Annotated in this window: 26 protein-coding genes and 1 pseudogene; 14 read left to right on the forward strand and 13 right to left on the reverse strand. The window is 51.6% G+C overall.

Features of this window, described 5'->3' with window-relative positions; translation table 11 throughout:
* Nucleotides 1-3 precede the first annotated feature (3 nt).
* Together AC3RPL_RS04955 and mgrA are read right to left on the reverse strand one after the other, a co-directional pair.
* Nucleotides 4-375: a DUF2502 domain-containing protein gene (locus AC3RPL_RS04955; RefSeq protein WP_490739169.1), complete on the reverse strand. Its 372-nt coding sequence runs from the start codon at nucleotides 373-375 to the stop codon at nucleotides 4-6.
* 155 nt (nucleotides 376-530) lie between these two features.
* The gene (mgrA, locus tag AC3RPL_RS04960) at nucleotides 531-1,520 is read right to left on the reverse strand and encodes an L-glyceraldehyde 3-phosphate reductase (RefSeq protein ID WP_490739170.1); all 990 of its coding nucleotides are present in this window, start codon (nucleotides 1,518-1,520) and stop codon (nucleotides 531-533) included.
* 350 nt (nucleotides 1,521-1,870) lie between these two features.
* Here mgrA and glk point away from each other — a divergent pair, with 350 nt between their 5' ends.
* Both glk and alaC read left to right on the forward strand, forming a co-directional pair.
* A complete protein-coding gene (glk, locus tag AC3RPL_RS04965; RefSeq protein ID WP_490739171.1) occupies nucleotides 1,871-2,836 on the forward strand; it encodes a glucokinase in 966 nt (321 codons plus the stop codon).
* A gap of 715 nt (nucleotides 2,837-3,551) precedes the next feature.
* Nucleotides 3,552-4,787: an alanine transaminase gene (alaC, locus tag AC3RPL_RS04970; protein ID WP_034938231.1), complete on the forward strand. Its 1,236-nt coding sequence runs from the start codon at nucleotides 3,552-3,554 to the stop codon at nucleotides 4,785-4,787.
* 43 nt (nucleotides 4,788-4,830) lie between these two features.
* Here the strand turns inward: alaC and ypdK are convergent, their stop codons facing one another.
* The 3 genes from ypdK to AC3RPL_RS04985 all read right to left on the reverse strand — a co-directional run bounded on the left by ypdK (nucleotide 4,831) and on the right by AC3RPL_RS04985 (nucleotide 7,699).
* Nucleotides 4,831-4,902, reverse strand: a complete 72-nt coding sequence (gene ypdK / locus AC3RPL_RS04975) for a membrane protein YpdK (protein WP_152542785.1) — start codon at nucleotides 4,900-4,902, stop codon at nucleotides 4,831-4,833.
* A 167-nt stretch (nucleotides 4,903-5,069) separates the two neighbouring features.
* Nucleotides 5,070-6,098 (reverse strand): HlyD family secretion protein, encoded by a 1,029-nt coding sequence (locus AC3RPL_RS04980; protein WP_490739172.1) that lies wholly within the window; start codon nucleotides 6,096-6,098, stop codon nucleotides 5,070-5,072.
* 5 nt (nucleotides 6,099-6,103) lie between these two features.
* Complete coding sequence (locus AC3RPL_RS04985; protein WP_490739173.1) at nucleotides 6,104-7,699, reverse strand: MFS transporter; 1,596 nt, start codon at nucleotides 7,697-7,699, stop codon at nucleotides 6,104-6,106.
* A 161-nt stretch (nucleotides 7,700-7,860) separates the two neighbouring features.
* Here AC3RPL_RS04985 and AC3RPL_RS04990 point away from each other — a divergent pair, with 161 nt between their 5' ends.
* The 4 genes from AC3RPL_RS04990 to AC3RPL_RS05005 all read left to right on the forward strand — a co-directional run bounded on the left by AC3RPL_RS04990 (nucleotide 7,861) and on the right by AC3RPL_RS05005 (nucleotide 10,508).
* Nucleotides 7,861-8,643 carry an IclR family transcriptional regulator gene (locus AC3RPL_RS04990; RefSeq protein ID WP_034938226.1) on the forward strand — a complete coding sequence of 261 codons (783 nt, stop codon included), beginning with the start codon at nucleotides 7,861-7,863 and terminating at the stop codon, nucleotides 8,641-8,643.
* A gap of 12 nt (nucleotides 8,644-8,655) precedes the next feature.
* Nucleotides 8,656-9,108: a universal stress protein gene (locus AC3RPL_RS04995; protein ID WP_034938224.1), complete on the forward strand. Its 453-nt coding sequence runs from the start codon at nucleotides 8,656-8,658 to the stop codon at nucleotides 9,106-9,108.
* Nucleotides 9,109-9,156: 48 nt separating this feature from the next.
* Complete coding sequence (locus AC3RPL_RS05000; protein ID WP_490739174.1) at nucleotides 9,157-9,969, forward strand: hypothetical protein; 813 nt, start codon at nucleotides 9,157-9,159, stop codon at nucleotides 9,967-9,969.
* Between the two features lie 245 nt (nucleotides 9,970-10,214).
* Nucleotides 10,215-10,508, forward strand: coding sequence for a hypothetical protein (locus AC3RPL_RS05005; protein WP_490739175.1), 294 nt, complete (start codon nucleotides 10,215-10,217; stop codon nucleotides 10,506-10,508).
* A gap of 130 nt (nucleotides 10,509-10,638) precedes the next feature.
* Here the strand turns inward: AC3RPL_RS05005 and AC3RPL_RS05010 are convergent, their stop codons facing one another.
* Nucleotides 10,639-10,806 carry a hypothetical protein gene (locus AC3RPL_RS05010; RefSeq protein WP_200871620.1) on the reverse strand — a complete coding sequence of 56 codons (168 nt, stop codon included), beginning with the start codon at nucleotides 10,804-10,806 and terminating at the stop codon, nucleotides 10,639-10,641.
* Nucleotides 10,807-11,107: 301 nt separating this feature from the next.
* Here AC3RPL_RS05010 and AC3RPL_RS05015 point away from each other — a divergent pair, with 301 nt between their 5' ends.
* Nucleotides 11,108-11,986 carry an SMP-30/gluconolactonase/LRE family protein gene (locus AC3RPL_RS05015; protein ID WP_490739176.1) on the forward strand — a complete coding sequence of 293 codons (879 nt, stop codon included), beginning with the start codon at nucleotides 11,108-11,110 and terminating at the stop codon, nucleotides 11,984-11,986.
* Between the two features lie 51 nt (nucleotides 11,987-12,037).
* Here the strand turns inward: AC3RPL_RS05015 and AC3RPL_RS05020 are convergent, their stop codons facing one another.
* From AC3RPL_RS05020 to AC3RPL_RS05035, 4 genes are all read right to left on the reverse strand, one after another.
* A complete protein-coding gene (locus AC3RPL_RS05020; protein WP_490739177.1) occupies nucleotides 12,038-13,285 on the reverse strand; it encodes a mechanosensitive ion channel family protein in 1,248 nt (415 codons plus the stop codon).
* 111 nt (nucleotides 13,286-13,396) lie between these two features.
* Entirely contained in the window at nucleotides 13,397-13,552 is a 156-nt protein-coding gene (locus tag AC3RPL_RS05025) for a hypothetical protein (protein ID WP_490739178.1), read from the reverse strand.
* Nucleotides 13,553-13,640: 88 nt separating this feature from the next.
* On the reverse strand, nucleotides 13,641-13,850 hold the full coding sequence (locus AC3RPL_RS05030; RefSeq protein WP_261640035.1) for a hypothetical protein: 210 nt from the start codon (nucleotides 13,848-13,850) through the stop codon (nucleotides 13,641-13,643).
* Nucleotides 13,851-13,958: 108 nt separating this feature from the next.
* The gene (locus AC3RPL_RS05035) at nucleotides 13,959-14,279 is read right to left on the reverse strand and encodes a hypothetical protein (RefSeq protein ID WP_490739179.1); all 321 of its coding nucleotides are present in this window, start codon (nucleotides 14,277-14,279) and stop codon (nucleotides 13,959-13,961) included.
* 128 nt (nucleotides 14,280-14,407) lie between these two features.
* Between AC3RPL_RS05035 and AC3RPL_RS05040 the strand changes: the two genes are divergently transcribed.
* Together AC3RPL_RS05040 and AC3RPL_RS05045 are read left to right on the forward strand one after the other, a co-directional pair.
* Nucleotides 14,408-14,644, forward strand: coding sequence for a putative hemolysin (locus AC3RPL_RS05040; RefSeq protein ID WP_490739180.1), 237 nt, complete (start codon nucleotides 14,408-14,410; stop codon nucleotides 14,642-14,644).
* On the forward strand, nucleotides 14,631-15,056 hold the full coding sequence (locus AC3RPL_RS05045; RefSeq protein WP_490739181.1) for a DUF4186 domain-containing protein: 426 nt from the start codon (nucleotides 14,631-14,633) through the stop codon (nucleotides 15,054-15,056). Before AC3RPL_RS05040 ends, AC3RPL_RS05045 begins: the two co-directional genes overlap by 14 nt.
* Before the next feature lie 11 nt (nucleotides 15,057-15,067).
* Here the strand turns inward: AC3RPL_RS05045 and AC3RPL_RS05050 are convergent, their stop codons facing one another.
* Entirely contained in the window at nucleotides 15,068-15,364 is a 297-nt protein-coding gene (locus AC3RPL_RS05050; RefSeq protein ID WP_261640039.1) for a hypothetical protein, read from the reverse strand.
* 76 nt (nucleotides 15,365-15,440) lie between these two features.
* Between AC3RPL_RS05050 and AC3RPL_RS05055 the strand changes: the two genes are divergently transcribed.
* The 3 genes from AC3RPL_RS05055 to AC3RPL_RS05065 all read left to right on the forward strand — a co-directional run bounded on the left by AC3RPL_RS05055 (nucleotide 15,441) and on the right by AC3RPL_RS05065 (nucleotide 18,662).
* Nucleotides 15,441-15,590 (forward strand): hypothetical protein, encoded by a 150-nt coding sequence (locus tag AC3RPL_RS05055; protein ID WP_490739182.1) that lies wholly within the window; start codon nucleotides 15,441-15,443, stop codon nucleotides 15,588-15,590.
* A 668-nt stretch (nucleotides 15,591-16,258) separates the two neighbouring features.
* A complete protein-coding gene (locus AC3RPL_RS05060) occupies nucleotides 16,259-16,528 on the forward strand; it encodes a cupin domain-containing protein (RefSeq protein ID WP_490739183.1) in 270 nt (89 codons plus the stop codon).
* Between the two features lie 475 nt (nucleotides 16,529-17,003).
* Entirely contained in the window at nucleotides 17,004-18,662 is a 1,659-nt protein-coding gene (locus tag AC3RPL_RS05065; RefSeq protein WP_490739184.1) for a methyl-accepting chemotaxis protein, read from the forward strand.
* A 219-nt stretch (nucleotides 18,663-18,881) separates the two neighbouring features.
* On the opposite strand, the gene AC3RPL_RS05070 is transcribed toward AC3RPL_RS05065, so the two are convergent.
* Both AC3RPL_RS05070 and AC3RPL_RS05075 read right to left on the reverse strand, forming a co-directional pair.
* Entirely contained in the window at nucleotides 18,882-19,844 is a 963-nt protein-coding gene (locus AC3RPL_RS05070; RefSeq protein WP_490739185.1) for a sugar-binding transcriptional regulator, read from the reverse strand.
* Between the two features lie 40 nt (nucleotides 19,845-19,884).
* Nucleotides 19,885-20,679 carry a triose-phosphate isomerase gene (locus tag AC3RPL_RS05075; protein ID WP_490739186.1) on the reverse strand — a complete coding sequence of 265 codons (795 nt, stop codon included), beginning with the start codon at nucleotides 20,677-20,679 and terminating at the stop codon, nucleotides 19,885-19,887.
* 244 nt (nucleotides 20,680-20,923) lie between these two features.
* On the opposite strand from AC3RPL_RS05075, the gene pdxA reads away from it, so the two are divergent.
* Together pdxA and AC3RPL_RS05085 are read left to right on the forward strand one after the other, a co-directional pair.
* Complete coding sequence (gene pdxA, locus AC3RPL_RS05080) at nucleotides 20,924-21,931, forward strand: 4-hydroxythreonine-4-phosphate dehydrogenase PdxA (RefSeq protein WP_490739187.1); 1,008 nt, start codon at nucleotides 20,924-20,926, stop codon at nucleotides 21,929-21,931.
* A 35-nt stretch (nucleotides 21,932-21,966) separates the two neighbouring features.
* Nucleotides 21,967-23,683, forward strand: a pseudogene (locus tag AC3RPL_RS05085) (four-carbon acid sugar kinase family protein).
* The last annotated feature ends 80 nt before the right edge of the window (nucleotides 23,684-23,763 follow it).

The following is a 23,763-nucleotide window of genomic DNA, read 5'->3' on the forward strand; positions in this document are numbered from 1 at the left end:
GGATCAGCGCCAGCCACCCTCATCACGATCGTCGTAATAGCGGTCACGTTCGTGCCATCTGTGCTCCCGTTCCCACTCGTGTCGACGACGCATCTCTTCATTGTGGCGCCACTCTTCCTGTTGACGCCATTCCTCACGACGACGCCATTCCTGATAACGCCACCAGCGTCCCTCGTCGTAACGATAATTATCATGCCAGTCACGCGGGTCGCGCCAGCCTCCACCATCCCAGTAGCGACCGTAAGGATCGCGATCGCCGATATGTAACTCAACGCCGGGTGCCAGCATTATTCTCGCACTGTCGGCCTGTGCTGTGTGCAGCGCTAACGGAGATAAACCAGCCAGTAAGGTGGCCAGAAGAATGAGTCGTTTCATGTTGTCTCCTTATCAGCGGCGTGACATCCCCACTGTGCTGGCAGCATATAAAAGAGATAACGATGGTTACGCCTGGGCAAATCTTAAAAGGCGAAAGGGGAGTGGAATTGGGAATTTTCCGCAACGCTCCGCCGCGATGTACGGCGGAGCAAAGATTAACGCAGTATCGCCTCAATGCTGTCCAGTTCGGCCTGACTAAACTCACGCTGATGGAGCATATCCACCGCATCATCAATCTGAGCGGTTTTACTGGCGCCAATAAGTACTGAGGTAACACGACTGCCACGCAGCACCCAGGCCAGCGCCATTTGTGAAAGTTTCTGCCCCCGCTGCTGAGCGATCGTATTCAACTGACGCACCTTATCCATCTTTTCTGGCGTCAACTGGCTGTCATTGAGGAACTGACTGCCGCTGGCAACGCGTGAATCTTGCGGAATACCCTGTAAATAGCGATCGGTTAATATACCGCCCGCCAGCGGAGAAAAGGCAATGCAGCCTGTCCCATGTTTCTGTAATACATCCAGCAGGCCATTTTCCGGCGTGCGCTCAAACATTGAATATTTGGGCTGATGAATAAGGCACGGGGTGCCCAGTTCGCGCAGCATGGCGATTGCTTTATCTGCCAGCTCAGCGGGATAGTTAGACAGGGCGATATAAAGCGCCTTGCCCTGACGCACGATGTGGTCCAGCGCGGTCATCGTTTCTTCCAGTGGCGTTTCCGGGTCCGGACGATGGTGGTAAAAAATATCCACATAGTCCAGCCCCATGCGCTTAAGGCTTTGATTAAGACTGGCAATCAGATACTTACGGGAACCCCAGTCACCATAAGGGCCGTCCCACATGGTATAACCTGCTTTAGAGGAGATAATCAGCTCATCGCGCAGCGCGTGGAAATCCTGGCGCAGAATGCGGCCAAAGTTTTCTTCTGCCGATCCGGGAGGCGGGCCATAGTTATTGGCCAGATCAAAATGGGTGATGCCGTTATCAAATGCGTGTCGCAGCAGCTCGCGGCTGTTGTCGACTCTGGTGCTGTCGCCGAAATTGTGCCACAAACCGAGCGACACGGCGGGAAGCTTCAGCCCGCTTTGTCCACAGCGGTGGTAGGTCATTGTCTGGTAGCGTTTCCTGTCCGGTTGATAAACCATGAAGAGATCCTGTGCGATAACGTGGGTATCAGTGATGAAAACAGCAGTGTATACGTTTACATCGAAGCATATCGCGCTGCCGATCGCAATCTGATCAACCGGTCGCTTCAGCACAACTGCTCCGCATTTTTGCCGGTAAAATTAACAGGCCGTCGTTTGTTCCTGATATCAACTGATAGTGCCAGTCTGAGCAAAGAATTCAGATTGATGCCCGTGGGCAATCGCTGATGTGAAAGGTATGGTAAATGGTTACAGCGTGACTTTCCGCTCACCCGTGTAAGGTGAGCGTTGTCGTTTGAGTGGGGGAAATTTATGATGTGTTCTGATTACGCAAGCGGAGTAAAACAATAATGACTAAATATGCTTTGGTAGGTGATGTCGGCGGAACCAATGCCCGTCTCGCACTGTGTGATGTTGAAAATGGTGCCATCTCACAAGCCAAAACGTTTCCCACAGCAGACTATGACAATCTTGAAGCCGTGATCCGTTTCTATCTCGACGAGCAAAAGCAGGATGTGACCGATGGTTGTATTGCCATCGCCTGTCCGATCACCGGCGACTGGGTCGAGATGACCAACCATGACTGGGCTTTCTCAACCAGCAAAATGAAAGACAATCTCGGTTTTGAGCATCTCGAAATCATTAATGACTTCACCGCTGTTTCAATGGCAATCCCTGTGCTGTCTGCGGAGGATGTCATGCAGTTTGGCGGTAAAGAGGCGGTGAAGGATAAACCTGTAGCGGTCTATGGTGCAGGTACCGGGTTGGGCGTTGCGCATCTGGTGCATGTTGATAAGCGCTGGGTGAGCCTGCCGGGGGAGGGAGGCCACGTCGATTTCGCCGCCAACAGCGATGAAGAAGATCAGATTCTGGAAGTGTTACGTGCTGAGTTGGGGCATGTCTCGGTGGAGCGAGTCCTGTCCGGAGCCGGGCTGGTCAATCTGTACCGGGCAATTGTCAAATCAGATGACCGGGTGCCGGAAAACCTTAAACCTAAAGATGTTTCTCAGCGCGCACTCGACGACAGCTGCACGGATTGCCGCCGGGCGCTCTCTCTGTTCTGTGTCATCATGGGGCGTTTTGGCGGTAATCTTGCGCTGAATCTGGGGACTTTTGGCGGCGTTTATATTGCGGGTGGCATTGTGCCACGCTTCCTCGACTTTTTTAAAGCCTCTGGTTTCCGCGCCGCCTTTGAAGACAAAGGTCGCTTTCGCGATTATGTCTGCGATATCCCGGTATATCTGATCACCCACGATCAGCCAGGCCTGCTCGGCGCCGGTGCCTATCTGCGTCAGACGCTGGGCAGTGTGCTGTAATTTTTCGCGGGCCAGACTTCTTCTGGCCCTTATCCGGTGGTTATTCCTGGATCGTGATCGCGTTTTTTTCTCTACAACCTCTCCCGGCCGCTAACTCAGTAACTCTCCGTCAACGTGTTGATCAGCAAAGCATTAAGCGTTATCAGCAGCAAGCTTAATTGGGATGGAGAGTGGCGTAATTACGGAAATCCAGGTAGATAAAAGGGGATGCCATTTTTCAGAATTTGACGGTTTTCTCTGACAGACTTTGAGGTGAACGTTTGTCATCTTCCCTGGTGCGGTTGCCAGGCAACGCCTCATGGTCTGCTGTGTTAAGTGCGCCTTCAGTCGCTGAAAATCCTTCTTCAATGTGCCGCGAACTCCCCGCAAATTTATAGCTTCTCTGCATTAAAACAGAGAGTTTCATGATGATTAGCGCTGAAGGCGTCGGTAAACAATCAGGGAGATGACACCAGTCATCAGCGGCTGACTACCGAGCAGATTCAGATTCTCCCAGCCTGCTAATTAAAAGGGGAAAACTAAAAACTCAGCCTTTAATTATTTTCCTGTTAACGTTGTAAGACCTGGTGAACGGTCATTTACCTGCGGCCCTGCCGATAAACATTTCTTCAGGCCTCTCGACAGGCTGCTTACCTCTGCGATATGTTCATACCTGACCCACTGGTGGTCAGCGTCGCTCGGACGGTCCGGGCGCTAACGTAATTCAGAGGTTTCTATGGCTGATATCAGCTCTGCACGTCGTTTTTCCCGCATTGAGCGCCTTCCACCCTATGTGTTTAATATCACTGCTGAACTGAAGATGGCCGCCCGCCGACGTGGCGAAGATATTATCGATTTCAGTATGGGTAATCCGGATGGCCCAACGCCGCCGCACATTGTGGAAAAACTCTGTTCCGTGGCTCAGCGTGAGGACACTCACGGCTATTCCACTTCACGAGGCATTCCCCGCCTGCGTCGGGCGATTTCCCGTTGGTATGCCGATCGCTATCAGGTGGAGATCGACCCGGAATCCGAAGCGATAGTCACTATCGGTTCCAAAGAGGGGCTGGCGCATCTGATGCTGGCGACTCTTGATCACGGGGATATGGTGCTGGTGCCAAACCCCAGTTACCCGATTCATATCTATGGCGCGGTGATTGCCGGGGCGCAGGTACGTTCGGTTCCTCTGGTAGCGGGTATTGATTTCTTCAACGAACTGGAAAGAGCTATTCGTGAAAGTTATCCGAAACCGAAAATGATGATCCTCGGTTTCCCCTCTAATCCTACAGCGCAATGTGTGGAGCTGGATTTCTTTGCACGGGTCATTGCACTGGCGAAGCAATACAACGTGCTGGTGGTCCACGATCTGGCTTATGCCGATATTGTCTATGACGGCTGGAAGGCGCCATCGATCATGGAGATACCCGGTGCCCGCGATGTTGCCGTTGAATTTTTCACCCTGTCAAAAAGCTACAATATGGCTGGCTGGCGTATCGGATTTATGGTCGGCAACAAAGAGCTGGTGGCGGCACTGGCTCGCATCAAGAGCTACCACGATTACGGCACTTTTACTCCTTTGCAGGTCGCGGCTATTGCGGCGCTGGAAGGCGATCAGCAGTGTGTGCGGGATATTGCAGAGCAATATAAACGCCGTCGCGATGTGCTGGTTAAAGGTTTGCATGAAGCTGGCTGGATGGTGGAGATCCCTAAAGCCTCAATGTATATCTGGGCGAAAATTCCCGACCATTATGCGTCAATGGGATCACTGGATTTTGCCAGACATTTGTTGCAGGAAGCGAAAGTTTGCGTTTCTCCGGGTATCGGTTTTGGCGACTATGGTGATACCCACGTGCGTTTTGCGCTGATTGAGAACAGTGACCGTATACGTCAGGCGATCAGAGGTATTAAAGCGATGTTTCGTGCTGATGGTATTTTGCCAGGTGTCAGCGCTTCCCCGGAAGAACCCGTCTGACAGCAAGAGGCAGGCTTTTTTGCCTGCCCCGCCAGTCTGCTGTTTATAACATCAGACAGAATGTCCCAACCCACACCAGCAGAATAAAAGACACTCCCATCAAAGCATATTTCACCGTACAACTCCCTGCGGCGGCTCGTGGCCTTCTTCACGTGAACAGAATAAAAGCGAAAAGATTCTCGTCCATTCGCTCTGGGTTGCCATCATCAGTTCATGGCAGGACCGCGCGCTAATCTACTGATTCTTTCCGGTAAAATAAAGTGATCCCTGAAATTATCGGATTCAGTGAATATCAATCTCTGGCACTACCGACATGCCGACGCGCAAACGCGCCAGGTCTGGCTGACTGGCATCCAGCACTATCTTTACGGGCAGACGTTGCGCCACTTTCGTGTAATTTCCGGTGGCATTGTCGGCGGTAATCACCGCAAATGTGGATCCGGTTGCCGGAGCGATGCTGTCAACATGTCCATGAAGTATGACGTCAGGTAGCGCGTCAACCCTGACAGAAACGGCTTGCCCTGTCTGCACATGCTTTAGCTGCGTTTCCAGAAAATTAGCCAGCACATAGCTCTGCTGTAAGGGGACCACCGCCATCAGGCGCGTGCCTGCCGAAACCCAGGCACCGGGACGAGCCGAACGCTGGGCAACGTAACCGTCAACCGGCGCGGTGATACGGGTGTAAGAGAGGTTAAGACGTGCCTGGTCAACGCTGGCGCGTGCTGCGGCGATGTCAGCCTGAGCCTGCTTAACCGCCGCCTGCAACACCGGCACCTCATTTTGCGCCGCCAGAGCTGCTGCTTTGCTTTGCCGTAGCCCTGCTGTGGCTTCACGCAGGGTGGCATAGGTTTTTTGCTGCTCATCGGCGGTTGCCGTTCCACTTTTCAACAGGCGACGATAGCGATCGGCATTCTGTCCGGCATATTCCAGGGTGGCTTCGCTGGCGCTGACGGCAGCTTCGCTCTGCGCAATGGCGGCCTGTTGCTGTTGCAGACTGGCCTCTGCGCCTGCCAGTTTTGCTTCACCGATCTTAAGGTTGGCCTCTGCGCTTTCCAGTGCGACGCGATAATCCTGATCGTCAAGCGTCGCCAGTAACTGACCCGCTTTCACCGCCTGGTTATCACCGACATTAACGTCACGAATGTAGCCGGAAATTTTGGGTGCCACCAGGGTGTAATCGGCGGCCACCACGGCATCCTCAGTGCTGGCCTGATGCCGGCTCATGGCAGACCAGACAAACAGAGCGGCTGCCAGCAACAATAGTAACGACAGAGCCAGCATCAGAATTCTTTTTGCAGGTGTGAAGCGCATGGTGATTATCTCGTGGTGGAGGTTGCGGATTGCATCAGTGTCTGGGGTGGATAAACGCGCGTCGCCAGCAAGGCGGTCAGCAGCACCAGCAGTAGAGCAAAGCCGGTTATCAGTAAATAGAGATCGCTGACGCTCAGGATCAGCGCCTGATGTCTGAGCAGCGTGGCGAAGTGGCGAATATTTTCCGCTGAACTGACTGAGCCATCTGGCAACAAAGGTGTCAGCGGTCCGGCGCTGGCTGCGTTATCCGCCATGCTGAGCCATAGGTGATTACCCATCTGGTCAATCAGATGGTGAGAATGAAATTTCTCACGATAAGTGAGCAGGTTTTCAATCAGGCTCCCAGCCGCCACGCTGGCAAAACCACGTACGGTATTGAACATCGCAGAGGCCCAGGGGCCTTCCGTTGGATGAACCACACTGGTGGCGCTCATCAGCACCGGCAGAATCATCATTGGCTGGCCGAACGCCTGCAACAGCTGAATTGTCCAGAAGTTTTGCCGCGCCCAGTCACCGGTGATTTGCATACCCAGCAGACAGGAGAGGCACAGCAGCGCGGCACCACTGCTCAGCATCAGACGGCCGTCGATCCAGCGGCGGTTTAATAATGCTGCCAGCAGTGGCGCAATAAGCAACTGAGGTAAACCAACAGCCAGCGCCAGCGGGGCAAACTGATTAATGCGAAATCCGTCCACCTGTGAAAAATATGCTGACGGCAGGGCTGAACCAGAGAGCGCTGTCAGCAGTACGATTGCCAGTGCCAGCAGGCCGTGAGCCAGGTTGCGCCTGGACAGCATCTGCAATCTGAACAGCGGCAGCGGGTGATACCACTCATTAATGAAAAAAACGGTCAGCAATGCCAGAGAAAACAGCAGCATGCTGGTAATAAGCGGCGAGTTGAACCAGTCAAGTCTCTCTCCCTGGCTCAACACAAGAATAAGCAATGCCACTCCACTACAACCTGTCAGCATGCCGATCAGGTCAATCTGCCGGAAACGCTCCGGTCGCAGCGGATCCTGCGGTAATCCCCAGCTCATCAGCAGGCAGGCGACAAAAATCGGCGGGACAACCTGCCAGAATACAAACTGCCAGCCAACTGAATCGGTCCAGAATGCGGCCAGCGAAGCGGCAATGTTGGGACCAAAAGTCGCAGTCAGGGCATAAGCTGCCAGCCCATAGAGTTTGATCGGGGGAGGCAAAAAACGCAGTGCTACCGTCATCAGCAGTGGCGGTAAAGCACCACCTGCAAGGCCCTGTATGACACGCAGAGCAACAAAGAGTGCGGGAGTGGGTACGTAGGGCTGTACTGCGCCCGTGATGGCAAAAACCGCAGCCACGCTCAACGCAAAACGGCGCAGTGAAAAGGTGACGGCGAACCAGGGCGCAATCATCATCGCCGCCACCTCCGCAGCCTGATAAGCAGAAGTGATCCAGCTGGCACGATCGTAATCAAAACCGGTTGCTGCCCGAATATCGATCAGCGCCAGATCGGTAACCCGATCGTTGAGGCCAGAGGTCAGGGCAGCAATCAGCACGCCAACCAGGCCAAGCGCCAGACGCAGGGTAAAAGGGTGAGAGGCCGCAACAGGCTGGGAAGACATAACGGCTCCATGAGGATGAAAATTATGTGATTCACTGTACCGTATTACGGTACATTTGCTGTGCATACTACCTTGTGAGTGGGTGTATTGCAATGCGATACACTGAGCCGTAACCGCAATAGCGTGCTAAAATATCGGTCTCAAGCAAGGAAGGAAAGCTGATGTCTGAATCTTCAATTCCACGTGAAGACGAACGTAACGGCGGGATCCAGGTGATCTCGCGGGCCGCAAAAATTCTGGATGCTCTCGGTAATCGTCCCGATGGTATGAGCCTGGGGGAAATTGCCCAGGCCGTTGATCTCCCTCGCTCCACGGTACAGCGCATTGTCGCCGCGCTGGATTCGGTGCAACTGGTGCGCATTCATGGCGCAGGCGGTGTTCGCCTTGGTCCGGCCCTGCTGCGACTGATTGCCACTGTTCACACCGACGTGGTAGCCATCGCCCGGCCCTGGCTTCAGACGTTAAGTGATGCCACGGGCGAAACGGTAACTCTGGCGCGTGCCAGTGGCCTGCAACTGGCAATTGTGCATTCAGTGGTTGCCGATCGTGAGTTGAGGGTGGTACCGCGCATTGGGTTGCATCTGCCGTTGTACAGCACCTCGGGTGGAAAAGCCCTGCTTGCGCTGGAGAGCGATCAACAGGCAAGAGCGCTGGTTGGCGATGCATTTGAGGCCATTACCGATCTCACGGTAAAAGCTTTTCCGGAGTTGCTGGAGCGGTTAAAGGAGATTCGCCGCACGGGGGTTTCTTATGACCGCGAGGAAACGCTGGCAGGGATTTCGACGATGGCGGTCGCTATCGATACCATACTTGGACGCTATTCCATCAGTTTACTGGTTCCTTCCAGCCGCTTTCAGCAGCATGAGGCGCTCTACCGTGAAGCAATCCTTAAATGCAAAGAGGCGCTGGTGGATGAGATAGGCAAAGCGTCAATACGTGACTGACAGGAGAGGGAAATGCAAAAACTTTTGGTTGCCGTCGATAATTCAACAATTGCCCGCAAAGTCGTCTCCCTGGCTGTTCAGCAGGCCAGAGCACTGGCTGCGCAGGTGGTGGTTTTATGCTGTGTTGATGCCAGCTACGCTGCCACAACGGGTGACTATATTATCGAAGCGGGGGAAGATCCCGGCGATTTTGGCAGTGCACTTGACGAACAGAACACGGCGGAGGCTGCTGTCCGTCAGGCACTCGCGGAGCTTCAGGGGGCAGGGATTGACGCAACCGGTAGAGTCATTGCCGGGGAATCGGCTGAAACCATTGTTGCTCAGGCTAATGAAATGGGGGCAACGATGATTATCATGGGGCGTCGCCATCTGTCTTCTTTTAATCGTCTGTTAAAAGGATCGGTCAGTGCCGCAGTAATTGAACGAGCCAGCTGCCCGGTTCTGGTTGACGTGCGCGTCGACTGATTATATTTCCGGGCTGCGCCGACTGGCCCGCTTATTCAGGATGCAATTTTGACTTTCTTCGCCGGGCTTATGGTTTTTATTTGCGGCATTGCCGCGCTTTTCATTTTAATTCTGCTGCACCAGCGCAAAAAAATCAGCACAACGCTGGCCGTATGGCTGGCGATTGTTCTTGTTGCTGTCAGCAGTACTTATTACGTTGCTGTAAGGGTGCCACATCAGCAGCACGAGGCCCGCCTGAACGCAGCAGAACACTATTTTATCAGCCTGCCGCTTTACCGCACGCTGAAGGTGCAGCAACCTTCGCTATACCAAAGGCTGCATCAGCAATATCTGGCGGCAGTGGCAATGGGCGATAGCGAAGCGCAGGCGCTGGAACATCTTCGGCCAATGCTGGCAGACCTGCTCAGTCAGCGTATCAGTTATGCCAGTAATGAAGCATTGTACCGCTATATGCAGGTTTCGCTGGAGCAGATGAAAGCGCTACATCAGCAAAATAGCGAACTCTGTTTTAAATTTTTGTTCCCGCAGGTCAGTGGAGGAATCAACACCACAGAAAGTCTGCCTGTTGAGTTGCGTAAAAAGGAGGGTGAAGCCCTGGACTATTTTCTGCAACAAAGCTTTGGGGCAGAACACACCGGTAATGCATTGCAGGGACGTGAAGACCTGGGAAATATTGTTCGCAGCCTGTACGGCCGCTGGGGAAGTGATCTGCAATTAATTAATGCACCGGCTGAAACAGGGGCTGATAAGACGAAACTTTGTGAAATGACCATCGATCTTTATCGATCTGTGCTGGCACTTCCGGTTAATCACTCGGCTGAAGTACTGCGTATCATTCTTGACGGCAATGCCAACTGGTAGCAAAAAAAAGCCCGCTCGCCGCGGGCATAACATATTGTTATAACAGTAATATCCTAGTGTGGTACAGGTATGTCGTTTTGTGAAGTCATCATGGCATCGATAAGAAAAAGGCACCAGGTGTTTTTCTTGATTGATTCAATCGGCAAAATTTTGCATCCACACTGTAAAAAATGTGCAAATACGGTTTTTTCCGATAGTGAAATGAAATCGCGTTGTTATGATACTGCTGCGGAAAAGGAGCAAAAATGAATAAAAATAAATCTTTAACTTACACACTACTGATCGGTGCATTTTTATTAATGGGATGTACATCCAGCAAACCAGGCGCGTTTGAAAAAGTCGATGAGGATCGTGCAGTAAATACGGTGCAATATCGTTTTAATCCGTCGCTGGTAAATAAAACAGCCATGCTGGAAGATGTACAACGTTATTGTGCAGAGCGAGGTTTTGATAAAGTCGAACCGATTAAACCGCAGGAAAGTCGCATTCCCGGATTAATGAAAGCCTGGTATCAGTGTAACTACAGTATTAAAAGTTAAATAATAAAAAGGGCGGGAAAATTCCCACCCAATGTTGTTGCCTTTCTTTTTTATTGCTGTGTGCAGGCTTTGCCTGTCACTATCTCACATCTTACTCTTCTTCAATGCCTGCTATTCAGACGGCTGCATTTTAACAGCGATTCGGGCCAGGCCCATAGCGGTAGCCATAGTGCGGGCCGCCATGATAACCGCCGCCATGGTGCCAGCCGGGCCCACCACGATAACCATCATCAATAATACAACCACTCAGCATCATTATCACACCCAGAACAGAGACGGCTTTAATTAATGTTCTCATTGGTAATGCTCCTGCGCTTTTTCAATGACTACAAGCTTACAATTGAAAAGTGAAGGAATAATGCCGACTTTGTAGAGTTATTTAGTTAAATATTTCAAAATAATTCTTAATATGTAATTCGTTCCCAATGGCGAGGATTATAAATAAGAAAAAGACGAAAAAAAAGCTCCATCAGAAGGAATGCTCTTAATTATATTTAAGAGATGCTCAACCGGACTTTATTATCTCCCTTTATTTCACCACGGCAGAAAATCATTTTTGCATTACACTCAGTGCTGTCATGGGTGTTCAGGAGAAATTTATGCGCTATCAGGTTGATAATGTACTGGCGGTGCAGGCAGAACTCGGAGAATGTCCTGTCTGGTCGGTGAGCGAGCAGGCCCTTTACTTTGTCGATATTCTCGCTCCGGCGATCCACCGTTTCGATCCTGTTAGCGGTGAACATCGCGTTATGCCGGTGGCAGAACATATTGGTTGTTTCGGTCTGAGAGAGCAGGGCGGTTTTGTCGCTGCTTTGCGCAGCGGCGTCTGTATGCTCGATCACCACGGAAAAATTGCCGCACGAATTGCACCCAATCCCGGAGAAGCGGCGCGTAGCCGCTTTAATGACGGACGAGTTGACCGTTTTGGTCGTTTCTGGTGTGGCAGCCTGTGGGAGCCACAGGATCGTAATGGCGGCAAGCTGTGTCGACTCGATGAGAATCTCACCCTGACCGTTCAGGCAGAAGATATTATGATTTCCAACGGCGTGGCTTTTTCACCCGACAGCCGCTGGATGTATCATTCGGATACGCCAAATGGTGTGCTCTATCGCTATCCGATGGATGAGCAGGGTGAAATCGGGCCACGACAGGTAGTACAGCGCTTTGTACAGCAACAGGGAGGCTTACCAGACGGCGCGGCGGTGGACAGCGAAGGATTTTACTGGTCGGCCATGTTTGACGGTGCCAGAGTTATTCGTCTCAATCCGGCCAATGGAGACTTTGTTGATGAAATCCCTCTCCCGGTACGCTGGCCAACGATGGTTGCTTTTGGAGGCGCTGACCTGAAGACGTTATTTATTACCAGTTCACGCGAGGAACGTTCGCCACAGGAGCTGGCGGAGTATCCCCAGTCCGGCGATCTCTTCGCGGTGCGGGTCGGCGTCGCCGGCATAGCCGAGCCGTTTTATCGTCGCTAAGTTTTGTAGGCCTGACAGCGGGTGACAGACAGCCCGCTGTCAGCCTGATTATCAGCCGGTGGTCAGCCGCATATTGCGCATATCGTTGCCGGTAGGTGTTTGATGAACTCTCAGATCAAATTCAGGCAACACCGCGAAGATATGGTCAAAAATATCTGACTGAATCCTTTCATACTCCAGCCACACCGTCGTATTGGTAAAAACATAAATTTCAATTGGCAGTCCCTCGGAGCCGGGAGCCAGCTGACGCACCATCAGCGTCATTCCCTTATGGGTCCGGGGATGCGCCTTCAGCCAGGCTTCCAGCCAGGCGCGGAAAGTCCCGATATTGGTCATTCTGCGACCGTTGAGAGGGGTGCTGAGATCGCAGTTCAGACCTGCATTCCACGCCGAGACTTCCTCTTTTTTGCCATCCAGGTAAGGTGTAAGCAGCTGCGCCCGTTGCATAGCAAGGATGTCTTCTTCATTGAGGAAGCGAATGCTGGTGGTATCAATGTTGATACTGCGCTTAATACGACGCCCACCTGATTCAGACATTGCCTGCCAGTTTTTGAACGAATCAGAAATCAGCGCATAGGTCGGGATGGTGGTAATGGTATTGTCCCAGTTACGCACTTTTACCGTAGTCAGGCCGATATCCACCACCGAGCCGTCTGCGCCATATTTCGGCATCTCCAGCCAGTCTCCCAGCTTGAGCATACTGTTTGCCGAGAGCTGAATCCCTGCCACCAGACCGAGGATGGGATCTTTGAACACCAGCATCAGTACGGCGGTCATCGCGCCCAGCCCGGTCAGTAACACCAGCGGGGATTTGCCAATCAGCACCGAAATAATCATCAGCGCGATCAGCAGGGCAGCAATCAGTTTCAGACTCTGAAAGATGCCACGCAGTGGTAATTGTGTGGCGAACATGCTGTTTTCCGACAGCCCAAGGATAAGATCCAGCAGTGAGAAAAACATCAGCAGGCTGAAGATCATCATCCATACCTGGCTTGCCACCATAACGATACTGAAAACGGGTTCATGCCCCTGAAGAAACATCTCCAACTGAATCTGTAACAACACACCCTGCATTAACAGGGCGAAGCGGCTGAACAATTTACTGTCGAAAATAACGTGAGGCCACTGGCGTGATGATTTTGCGGCAAGCCGGCGCAGAAACGGCAGCATGGCACGGTGGAGCAAGCCGTGGACAATTAAGGAAATAATTAAAATTATGCCAAGCATTGCCAGCAGGGCAATCAGCGGTGCATAAGGTAGTTCGAAAGTTGTAAGCCAGCCAAGAATATACTGATACATCTGTTTCTGTTCCCTGTGTTGAGACTGTTCCAGTGATTAACCGACCACTTTGCAAAGCCGGGGGTGGGGAGGATAACGTGGCTGGAAGCGTAAAATCAAACTGCCAGCTGGCTAACGGCCAGGCTGGTCGCAGGGGTAAAGAAGCTCGCGCAGGATGGCAGCGCGCTGTTCCGGTGAGAGATAAATCATACCGAACAATTTGTGAGGCTGGCGTTCCTGGCGGAACAGAAGATAAAGCGCGGTGAGCATAGCAGGACGTTTTTTCATGGCTGTCTCCTTATGAAATACAGACAGCCTGAACCTTTCAACCGTGAACAAACAGTGTCGGTTTTATTATTTTTGTTCCGCGTTTTCTTTACTGAATATAGCTGCGAATCGCATCGGCAATGGCTTTGTTAGCCGCACGCTCATCACGATGTTCGGCGTCATCGGCCACTTTTTGCAGATACTTATTCAGTTTGCCGCCGGTTGGCACATTGCCATAGGCGATAAGCATCTGCACGATATGTCTCAGTGCGAGAACTTCCACAGTCAGTCGTTCAACGACAGCGTCTTTATCTGGCATAGGTTACTCCACTACCACTTTGATGAATATGTGCCAGATTAGCGGGAAAGTGCAGATTTCAATCAGATGAATACAGCAAAAAACTGCTGCTAAATCGTCACAGAACCTTCAGGAGAGATAAAGTATTGCCCCTGGCGTGATGAGGCGTTCATACAGCCGAGCGGCACTGTAATGCGTGGCATCCTGCTGTTCCTGCGTTGTACTCCAGACCATTGACTGTATATGTCTGAGTTGATGCCACACCAGTATTGCCGATACCGTCAACGAACAGATATGTTCGTTTTGCCGACAGAGCAACGTATAGTGCCACTCCTCATCCAGTTCGTTACAAAAGAACTGCACGGATTCAGAGGGCAGCAGTGCACGCATGTCGGGCAGCAGATACTGGCTGACATGGCGGGTAAGCCGGAGGGTAAGGGTGTTCAGCATGCGGGCAACTTCCTGTTGAGATGGGCAAAAACCTATCTTAATGAATCAGGGTTTAAGTTCAACGCGTTAAACTGGGTAACTCACCCTGAACAAAGCATCATGTTGATGCTGTTAAACCGGGAAAACAGATGAAAAATATCCTTTTACTGATATGGGCAACATCGCTGTTGGGTTGTGCCGCGCAGCCAGAAAAACCTGCCACTCCAGCCAAACTGGGGATGCCAAATCCGGCATCTGCATGGTGTGTAAACCAGTGTGGAAACCTCGATATTGTCAACACCGGACAGGGACAGACAGGCTATTGCACTTTACCCGGCGGGGAACGAGTCGAAGAATGGACGCTGTATCGCCGTGATCATCGATGATGTTTTTCAGCGGCTGGCCGCTTCCGCTTTTCGTCAGCGTTTCCACCTTGGGCAGACGGAATATCATTACTGCCATAAGCGGGGGGAAGCGGAAGTCAGACGCCACGCGCAGGAATTTATCAATATGCGGCTGGCACCTGCTGTACCTGCCAGCGACGGTAAACAAACCCCCATGCGCGGACATCCGGTGTTTATCGCACAACATGCCACTGCAACATGCTGCCGTGGCTGTCTGAGCAAATGGCATGCGATTCCCGCCAAGCAGCCGCTGACGCAAGCGCAACAGGCTTATATTGTGGCGGTGATCATGCGCTGGTTAGAGCAGGAAATGCAGCGGCCACTGCCGCCCGAAAAGAAAATGCGCAATAAGAGCAGACCGCAAGGCGACCAACAACTGGACCTGTTTGACTAAGCCGCTGCTGGTCAGGTTTTGCTGAGGGTGTAACTTTTTACTTTGCCATTATCCAGTTGTACCGTCAGCGTCTTGCCATCTGTGGTGCTCATCGCGTTAGCTTTACTGTAGGACCACATCATCAGGGTATGATTTTCCGGGTAAGGTGTCTCCGATGTCGGCTGACCAAACAGCGAAATCAGCTGTTGACGGGTTGTGGAACCATACTGAATCTTAGCCAGTTTCGCGTCGTCGAAATTTACTCCCGACGAAGAAGAGCAGCCGCCAACTGCCAGAATAAGCATCAATACGCAGAAATATTTTTTCATTCACACCACCTCAGATTGAATCCGACTATAGTAACAGAAAGTCAATTTCACGTGATGTAAACAGCAGGAGGGTGAGATGTCGTCCAGAGCTAACTATCAAAAACCTGAGAAAACCGATAAGCACCATCCGGCGAGAGATAATCCCGCTGAACACGGTGAGATCCCTCGCACGCGCGATGACAGTGAGGATCATAAAAAAGATCCTTATCAGGATCGCGGTAAGTGATGATTGCTGTCCGCAACATACCTGAGGCTTGTTTTGCGCCAGCCACCCGATGAAGACAGCCCTTATAAGCGATGTGAGCAGGGATAACGCTATTATCGTTGCGTTCTGCCGTGCTGAACAGCACCGCTCTTATCTCAGTAAGCAAAAATTAATTTAAGTCTGCCGTTATCTGATCGGAATAAAGCGTTGTCTGTGGGTGGTGACTTTTAAAATCCGCAGAGATTTTACCGACAACCTTTATCCGGGGCAGTGGGCGATGACAAAATGAATGAAGTGCTGATTCTGAATATCACAGAATATTAATTACAGGGTGAACTGCATCCATACTCTGTTTTCAGCCGCCAGAGATATTGTGAAATGGAGTGAATGGATTACATCTCTGGACAGTTCAGATGGGTTACAGTCAAATATTATTACATCGTCAAAATGACAGAAATGAGACGATAAGGCCGGATGAAGATAAATTCTTATTATTCTTAACGTCTCATGCCTGCTTAATCTGAGTCAGCGCGGGATTCCTCTTTTTGAGGGCTGGAATAAGTTGGGGCCAGAATCATTGCCATACCTTAATACGGTGACTCAGGCTGGATAGTTATACGTATCGAGCGCTTAGCTGTCAGTTTTGACAGCCTGTACTACACTTGCAGAATCGAAAAAAAGGTGGCGATATGACTGAGAGTGAATTTCGGGCAATACTGAAACAGCAAGGTTTCAGCGAGCCGGTGTTGGTTGAGAGAGCCGCCAACAGCCGTCTGGACTGGCATTCGCATCCCTTTGAAGCGATGGCCCTGATCCTTGACGGTGATATAACCATTACTAATAGCGCAGAGAAAGTGACTTATGCGGCTGGCCAGACTTTTCATCTGGTTACTGATGAGCAGCACGAGGAATATTTCGGCAGTAAAGGGGTAAAATATCTGTCCGGGCGTAAAAGTTAATTTTTTCGCTGTTTTTATTACTTTAAAACTGTGCAGATGTAATCAGGAAACAGGGTGTGAAAACGCAACGGCATCATCTTATTTGTTCAATCAATTATCCTGCTTTATGTTTAACAGATGAGTGTGTTTCTTATGATCGAATCTGCACCTGAATTATTAACGACATTATTCTGCAATAAGTAGTAACGTCATGTCATAATGCCGAGTGTTGATCAGTTGGTTATTTGTATTCTTACCTCCGACAGAAATTGTCCGCATATCACTTTTCCTCAGAGATATGTGCCTTATTGCTGCTGACGGGCTGGCATTTTTTCATTTTGCATCAATCTGTTCAGGTCACTAAACAATATTTGTCACTGGATTAATTATAAAATTACTAATAATTAAGCCTGCGCTGCCGATAGTAACTTTGTTCCGCTACGGTTAATCCGTTTTTGGTATGGTTTTTCTCGCATCTCTTCAGGTGGATATGTTCATGACAATTACACAGCGACTTTTTCTGAGTTTTTCCTTGCTTGCAGCCTCTTTGATTACGGTGGTCATTGTTGCCATGTTTGTCGTGACCGGATTTCAGTCGCGATTTCAGTATGTCCAGGACAATGCTATCCCTTCAATCATCGACCTCGGTAAGCAGGTTGATAGCAGCAATGAACTGATTATCTGGCTGTATCGGCATCAGAGTGCCACCGACCTGAATAAACAGGCGCAGCTAGGAAAGCAGATTGACGAGGTGATCGACAAACTGCAAACCCTCAATCAGTACTATCTGGACCACGATATATCCAGCGATGAAGATCGTCAGATGACCCAGGCGGGCTTTGCCACGATCAAAGATATCAGAGACAGGTTACCGGTGTTCATCCAGGGATCGCTGGCGCAGGACGATAAAGTATCGTTGCGCGAACTCCAGGGAAATGCCGGTATCGGCCAGTCAGCAAGGGATCTTATCGTCGGTTATCAGAAACAGCTGAAGCTGAACGTCGATATCAGTAACCAGCTCAGAAAAGACAACGATCGTATTTACAACACTACCTTCTGGAGCATGATTGCAGGCTCCACCGCAGTAATCCTGATTCTGGGAACGCTGGTGGTAAAAATTATCCTCAGTATCCGCAGAAGCCTTAATGCCATGCGCACCACCATGGAAAATGCCAGCACCTCACTCGATCTTACGCTGCGTGCTGACGACTCGCGCAGGGACGAAATTGGCCTGACAGCCCAGGCTTACAATCACCTGGTGAAAAATGTCGCCAGTTCACTTTCTTCGGTTAGCGCATCTTCAGACTCTGTCAGTACCGCATCAGCACAAATCTCCGCCGGCAATGAAGACCTGTCATCCCGTACTGAAGAGCAGGCTGCGTCGCTGGAGCAAACGGCAGCGAGCATGTCTCAACTGACTGAAACCGTCAGGCAGACCGCCGAGAACACCCGCCTGGCTACTGAACTTTCGCAAAATGCGCGTGAAATTTCAGATAACAGTTTTACCCGCGTGCAGGCGATGCTGGCGACGATGTCTGATATCCGCAACAGCTCAACGAAAATTACCGACATCATATCCCTTATCGAAGGTATTGCCTTTCAGACCAATATTCTGGCGCTTAATGCTGCGGTGGAAGCGTCGCGTGCCGGTGAACAGGGCCGTGGATTTGCGGTAGTGGCAGGTGAGGTGCGTAATCTGGCTCAGCGTTCTTCCGCATCAGCCCGTGAGATAAAAGAGTTGATCGAGTCATCCATGCGTTATGTGGAAACCGGCTCAGAACAGGCGGAGGACGTCGGGCAGAACATGGACCGCATGAAGGATGCTGTTCGTCAGGTTTCTGACCTGATAAATGAAATTTCTGCCGCTGCTCAGGAGCAGATGCTGGGTATTGGTCAGGTCCACCAGGCTGTTAATCAGATGGATGATGTGACACAGCAGAATGCCGCGTTGGTGGAAGAAGCGTCAGCGGCATCCCGCTCGCTGATGGAGCAGGCAGGCACCCTTAATCAGTTGGTTTCCGCCTTTATCATTAATGCGCCGTCCTCAACACCGACGACGTTGAGACCGACAAACAGCCCGGCGATAAAATCGCTTCCGGCATTGCCGACGGCGAAAACCGAAACAAATCTTCAGGAAAACTGGGAACACTTCTGACCTTTACTGGTGAAGATAACCGTTCAGGCATTTCGTTTTAAATCCGCTCGCAAGGGCGGATTTTTCTGTCACCCCTGCCAGAGTTAATCAATATCACAGGGATTTATTGTTTCGGCAGCACGGATGATTAACGTCTGCCTGCTAAGCCTGAAACAGCCGCTTAGCAGGCAGGCGTGATACCACTGTTATTCGGCTCTGCACGCTTTCCTCACAAAGGCTTTACAGCGCTTTCTGCATGTTAATCACTGCCCTGGCATTTGACGCGCTGGTCGCCAGCACGTCAATCACCCCCGTGCGCAGCGCACCGAGGATAGCTGTCGCTTTGGTGCTTTCGGCGGCGATAGCAATCACACATGGGATGGCGCGAAGCTGCTCAAGGCTGAGGCCGATCACCCGGTCATTCATCACCGTGTCCACCGGCGTACCCTGAATATTGAAAAAGCTGTAGCCCGCAATATCGCCCACCACCCCCTGTTCCTGACGCGCGCTGGCGATCTCCTGCGGAGAGAACCAGCCCAGTTGCACCATAAAACTGTTTTCATTCATATCACCAAGGCCAATGATGGCGACGTCTGCCTTGCTGGCTTGTTCCAGCGTGGCCTTAATCAGCCGGTTTTGCATAAACGCCGCGCGGAGATCGGGTGTTTCTACGTAGGCCGGGGCGTAGAGTGTTTCGCTGTAACCGTTAAATTTGCGAGCCAGATTTCGGCTGATGTGGTCGGCATCAATCAGCTGATTGTCGCGTTTCGTGCCACCGATACCGCAGATAAAGCGACAGTGCCGTTCCGGAAAAATACCCACATGGTTGGCGACGGCGGCGACGTTACGCCCCTGGCCAACGGTGACGGTCATATCGCTTTTGAGGATCCCCGCCAGATAGTTGCTGACCAGCGCCGCAACCTGCTGGCGCTGCTCATCCTCATCGTGATGGTCAAGGGCGATAAGCGCCCGTTTGATTCCGAAGTGAGAAATAAACTGCTGCTCTATCTGGGAACTGAACACCGGATGGTATTTGACGTTAATCTCGACAATCCCTTCATGACGGGCTTTTTTCAGCAAACGACCCACTTTAATACGCGAGATACCAAAGCGTTTTGCAATCTCTTCCTGAGTCTGTTCCTGATCGTAATAGGCCACGGCAATTTCTGTCAGCAGCGCATAGTCTGAGTCTTGTTCAGTCATAGTTATCGCCTGGTGCTTCCATTTCTGATTTCTCCTGATACTACTGCGCCTGAAGAATAAATTCCTCTGTAACGCGTTGAACAATGTCGCAATAGCTGTTGGCATCCCAGGCCGAACGACCAATAAACAGACCATCAATCTCCTGCTGGCGCAGTAGTTCTACGGCATTTTGCCCGTTGACGCTACCGCCATACAGCAGGGGGATGCGCCGCCCGGTTTCACTGCCAAACATTTCGCACAAGGTCTGGCGCAGCGCCTGGTGCATCTCTCCGGCCTGTTCCGCAGTGGCCGGCGTACCCTGTTCACCAATGGCCCATACCGGCTCCCAGGCGATAAGGGTCTGTAAAACCTGCTGTTCGTCTGAACCGTATAGCGCGATTTTCATCTGACGCACCACGCTTTCTCTCGACACCCGCCAGCGTTTCTCGTCTGCGCTGTCGCCAATGCAGATCAGTGGTCGCAAACCGTGGCGCAGTGCGCTATGTACTTTTTGGTTAATGGCAGCGTCGCTTTCATTGAATGCCCCACGGCGTTCAGAATGGCCAAGTTCGACCAGGGTAGCTCCGGCCTCAGCCAGCATGGCGGCGGAGATTTTGCCAGTCCAGGCACCGTTTTCCGCTTCGTGCATATTCTGCGCACCGACAAGACAGCGAAGCTGGTGTTGTTGCAGATGCATCCATACCGGGTGAATAGCGGTAAAAGGAGGAATAACAAATGGCTGGATCTTCGGGTGCAAATTTCCCGTCAGCCGCGCCGTCAGCGTCTCACACCACGTCATGGCTTCCGACAACGGCTTGTTCATTTTCCAGCTGGTTCCTAACCATATCTGTCTCATTTCTGTTCTCCGTTACAGGTAAATCAACGGCTTGTAGTGAGCAGGCCACCACGTGCCGCTGTGACTGAACTTTTTATCGCATGGTGAACATATGTTAGATCACATTTTTTTATCAAATAAATCTCTGGATGGTTTTATGTGACAAAAATCACTAATAACCTCTCGGCCATCAGGTAAGGTCATGAACATATGATTTGTGCGTGAACATATGAACAATTCTGTTCTTCCCTGCAAGAGGTACACCATGTCACAAGAGAAAAAACCCGTTGTTGCCATCACCCTTGGCGATCCTGCCGGAATCGGACCGGAAATTACCCTCGCTACCCTGATGGATAAAAGCGTGTACGACGAGTGCAAACCTTTTTTAATCGGCTCGATCCCGATTATTAACCGGGCAATGAAGATCATGGGATGTGATTTTCCAGTCAATCGCATCAGCCATCCGCAGCAGGCCCGTTTCAACTGGGGAACGCTGGACGTGCTGGAAAGCGGTGATTATGACTGCGAAAGCATTGAATGGGGCAAAGTGCAAAAGCTGGCGGGGCAGATGTCGCTGGACTACGTAATGAAATCTATCGAGCTGGGCAAAGCCGGTTTGATCGACGTGGTCTCTACCGCACCCATTCATAAAGAAGCCATCAAGCTTGCGGGATGCAAACTGCCGGGCCATACCGAAATCTATCAGGTTGAAACGCGTGCAGATTATGGCCTCACCATGTTCCACGTCCATAATCTGCGGGTGTTCTTCGTCAGCCGCCATATGGCGCTCAAAGCTGCCTGTGATTATGCCAGTAAAGAGCGCGTACTGGCATGCGTGCAGCAGATTCACCATGAGTTCACCGCGCTGAAAATCAACAATCCGCGCATTGCGGTCGCCGCGCTGAATCCGCACGCTTCAGACAACGGCCTGTTTGGTCACGAAGAGGCCGACAACCTGATCCCGGCGGTTAAAGCCGCGCAGGAGATGGGGATTAACGCTATTGGTCCGGTCCCGGCAGATTCCGTGTTTCATCTGGGCAAACAGGGGCGCTATGACGCGATCCTTTCCCTGTACCACGATCAGGGACATATCGCCTGTAAAACACTCGACTTCGAACGATCAATCACCATCACTTTTGGTCTGCCTTTTGTGCGTAGCTCGGTCGATCACGGTACGGCATTTGATATCGCAGGCACGGGTAAAGCGGGTACCGTCAGTATGCTGGAGTCCACGCTGGTGGCAGCCCGCTACTGGAAAATGAAGCATCAGTAACCGCTGACATTACTGCGCATCCGGAGGACACAGGCATGGAAAAACATCTGTTGATTAGCAGGAGCAGTAAGGGCTGGGGTGGGCCGCTGACCATTGATATCAGTCAGGCGAAAAAGATTGCTTACATTACCGGTGGGATTTGCCCGCCGGTGGTTAAACGCCTCAGCGAACTTACCGGCTGGCCGTCCGTTGATGTTTTTAAAAACGGCGAGCCGCCGGAAGAGGAAATTGGCCTGATGGTTATCGATTGCGGCGGCACATTACGTTGCGGTCTGTATCCCAAACGCGGTATTCCGACCATCAATCTTCATCCGACTGGTAAAAGTGGCCCGCTGGCAGAGTTTATCCACGAAGGCATCTATGTTTCCGGCGTAACGGCGGCCTGCATTGGGATAGTCTGGCCGCAAGGGGAAGGCGCGAAGCTGGGTATTGTGGCCGACGATCTGACCGGGGCGACTACCGTCGGGGTGCTGCTGGCACACAGTGGTTTAAAAACTGCGGCGTTTTTCGACACCGAATCTTTCGCCAGCAGTGAGGTGGACTATCCGGCGATGGTGGTCAGCAGCGACAGCCGTTCACTGCCGAAAGCGGAAGCTCAGTATCGGGTTAGCGCAGCGGTGAAACAGTTGCAGGCGCGCGGCGCGCAATATTTTACCAAGCGGATTGATACCACACTGCGCGGCGGTATCGGCTTTGAAATTGACGCCATGCTGGAACTGTTGCCGCCGGAAACCATCGCTGTCGTGGTGCCCGCGATGCCGCAGTCGCGCCGCATTCTGGTTGGCGGCTATTCGGTCATTGATTCAGTGGCGCTTTCGCGCACCGATGTGGCTTGCGATGTGCGTACGCCGGTCACCGAGTCATGGGTACCGGGACTGCTGGCGGCGCAGACCTGTCATCAGGTTGGGCACATCGCGCTGGCTTTCAGTGATGAAAGGCCAGCTACAGATGCAGCAGGATTTACAGCAGTAGCAGCAGCGTGGCGTCCGGGTTATCGTCGTCGATGCGATTACCGTTGAAGATGTTGAGGTCATTGCCGGAGCGGTGGTTTCACTGAACTGGAACGTTCTGGCGGTTGACCCTGGCCCCTTTACCGAACGGCTGGCGGTGCGTCGTGACCTGATGCGGGAAAGGCGCATCAACGCCTCAACGGCAGTGGCCGCTGACAACCCGCACGGCTCAATCCTGGTCGTCGCCGGCAGCGCAACGCCGGTAACAAAAAAACAGCTCGGGCACCTTATCGCGAATGATGCAAGGGTATGCCATATCCCTGTTGACGCCGAACTGCTGATCGACAAGAAAAACGCGGCTGAAATCGAAGTCAAGCGCGTGGTCCAACATGCCCGGCAGTGCCTTCCGGCACAGCAGAATGCGCTGTTTGTTTTTGAATCGGCGTTAACCGGACGATTACTGAATCTTCAGGAGGAAGAGCTGCGTTTTGGGCTGGCGCACGGCCAGGCAGCAGAAAATATTAACCAGGGCCTGGGGAATATTGTGCGCGAGGTGCTCCATTGCGCATCGGGTAAAATCAAAGGTCTGTATATGACCGGTGGCGACACCATGGTGAATGTGTTGCAAGAACTTGGTGCCACCGGGATTGAAATGATCGACTACGTAATACCGCAAACCGATATGGTGCGTATTATCGGTGGGGACTACGACGGATTAATTTGCGTCGGGAAAGGAGGGTTAACCGGCCCGGAAAATATTATCAGTACGATTGTTGCAAGAATTTATAAAGAATCACAGTAATAAATCAGAAGTTTATTAACAAAGAATGATGGAATGTTCGTTCGGGGGGTATTTCGCCGTTATCTCTGTTTAATCATAAT

This window comes from Erwinia papayae (genome assembly GCF_058241465.1).

What these genes read in the sequence shown, in the direction of transcription:
- AC3RPL_RS05030 (WP_261640035.1), bottom strand. Translation starts at nt 13,850, where the DNA reads ATGCCAGATAAAGACGCTGTCGTTGAACGACTGACTGTGGAAGTTCTC.
- AC3RPL_RS04955 (WP_490739169.1), bottom strand. Translation starts at nt 375, where the DNA reads ATGAAACGACTCATTCTTCTGGCCACCTTACTGGCTGGTTTATCTCCG.
- AC3RPL_RS05020 (WP_490739177.1), bottom strand. Translation starts at nt 13,285, where the DNA reads ATGTATCAGTATATTCTTGGCTGGCTTACAACTTTCGAACTACCTTAT.
- AC3RPL_RS05040 (WP_490739180.1), top strand. Translation starts at nt 14,408, where the DNA reads ATGAAAAATATCCTTTTACTGATATGGGCAACATCGCTGTTGGGTTGT.
- AC3RPL_RS05015 (WP_490739176.1), top strand. Translation starts at nt 11,108, where the DNA reads ATGCGCTATCAGGTTGATAATGTACTGGCGGTGCAGGCAGAACTCGGA.
- AC3RPL_RS05005 (WP_490739175.1), top strand. Translation starts at nt 10,215, where the DNA reads ATGAATAAAAATAAATCTTTAACTTACACACTACTGATCGGTGCATTT.
- AC3RPL_RS05025 (WP_490739178.1), bottom strand. Translation starts at nt 13,552, where the DNA reads ATGAAAAAACGTCCTGCTATGCTCACCGCGCTTTATCTTCTGTTCCGC.
- alaC (WP_034938231.1), top strand. Translation starts at nt 3,552, where the DNA reads ATGGCTGATATCAGCTCTGCACGTCGTTTTTCCCGCATTGAGCGCCTT.
- AC3RPL_RS05060 (WP_490739183.1), top strand. Translation starts at nt 16,259, where the DNA reads ATGACTGAGAGTGAATTTCGGGCAATACTGAAACAGCAAGGTTTCAGC.
- AC3RPL_RS05065 (WP_490739184.1), top strand. Translation starts at nt 17,004, where the DNA reads ATGACAATTACACAGCGACTTTTTCTGAGTTTTTCCTTGCTTGCAGCC.
- AC3RPL_RS04980 (WP_490739172.1), bottom strand. Translation starts at nt 6,098, where the DNA reads ATGCGCTTCACACCTGCAAAAAGAATTCTGATGCTGGCTCTGTCGTTA.
- AC3RPL_RS05050 (WP_261640039.1), bottom strand. Translation starts at nt 15,364, where the DNA reads ATGAAAAAATATTTCTGCGTATTGATGCTTATTCTGGCAGTTGGCGGC.
- pdxA (WP_490739187.1), top strand. Translation starts at nt 20,924, where the DNA reads ATGTCACAAGAGAAAAAACCCGTTGTTGCCATCACCCTTGGCGATCCT.
- glk (WP_490739171.1), top strand. Translation starts at nt 1,871, where the DNA reads ATGACTAAATATGCTTTGGTAGGTGATGTCGGCGGAACCAATGCCCGT.
- AC3RPL_RS04985 (WP_490739173.1), bottom strand. Translation starts at nt 7,699, where the DNA reads ATGTCTTCCCAGCCTGTTGCGGCCTCTCACCCTTTTACCCTGCGTCTG.
- AC3RPL_RS05055 (WP_490739182.1), top strand. Translation starts at nt 15,441, where the DNA reads ATGTCGTCCAGAGCTAACTATCAAAAACCTGAGAAAACCGATAAGCAC.
- AC3RPL_RS05070 (WP_490739185.1), bottom strand. Translation starts at nt 19,844, where the DNA reads ATGACTGAACAAGACTCAGACTATGCGCTGCTGACAGAAATTGCCGTG.
- AC3RPL_RS04995 (WP_034938224.1), top strand. Translation starts at nt 8,656, where the DNA reads ATGCAAAAACTTTTGGTTGCCGTCGATAATTCAACAATTGCCCGCAAA.
- mgrA (WP_490739170.1), bottom strand. Translation starts at nt 1,520, where the DNA reads ATGGTTTATCAACCGGACAGGAAACGCTACCAGACAATGACCTACCAC.
- AC3RPL_RS05010 (WP_200871620.1), bottom strand. Translation starts at nt 10,806, where the DNA reads ATGAGAACATTAATTAAAGCCGTCTCTGTTCTGGGTGTGATAATGATG.
- AC3RPL_RS04990 (WP_034938226.1), top strand. Translation starts at nt 7,861, where the DNA reads ATGTCTGAATCTTCAATTCCACGTGAAGACGAACGTAACGGCGGGATC.
- AC3RPL_RS05075 (WP_490739186.1), bottom strand. Translation starts at nt 20,679, where the DNA reads ATGAGACAGATATGGTTAGGAACCAGCTGGAAAATGAACAAGCCGTTG.
- AC3RPL_RS05035 (WP_490739179.1), bottom strand. Translation starts at nt 14,279, where the DNA reads ATGCTGAACACCCTTACCCTCCGGCTTACCCGCCATGTCAGCCAGTAT.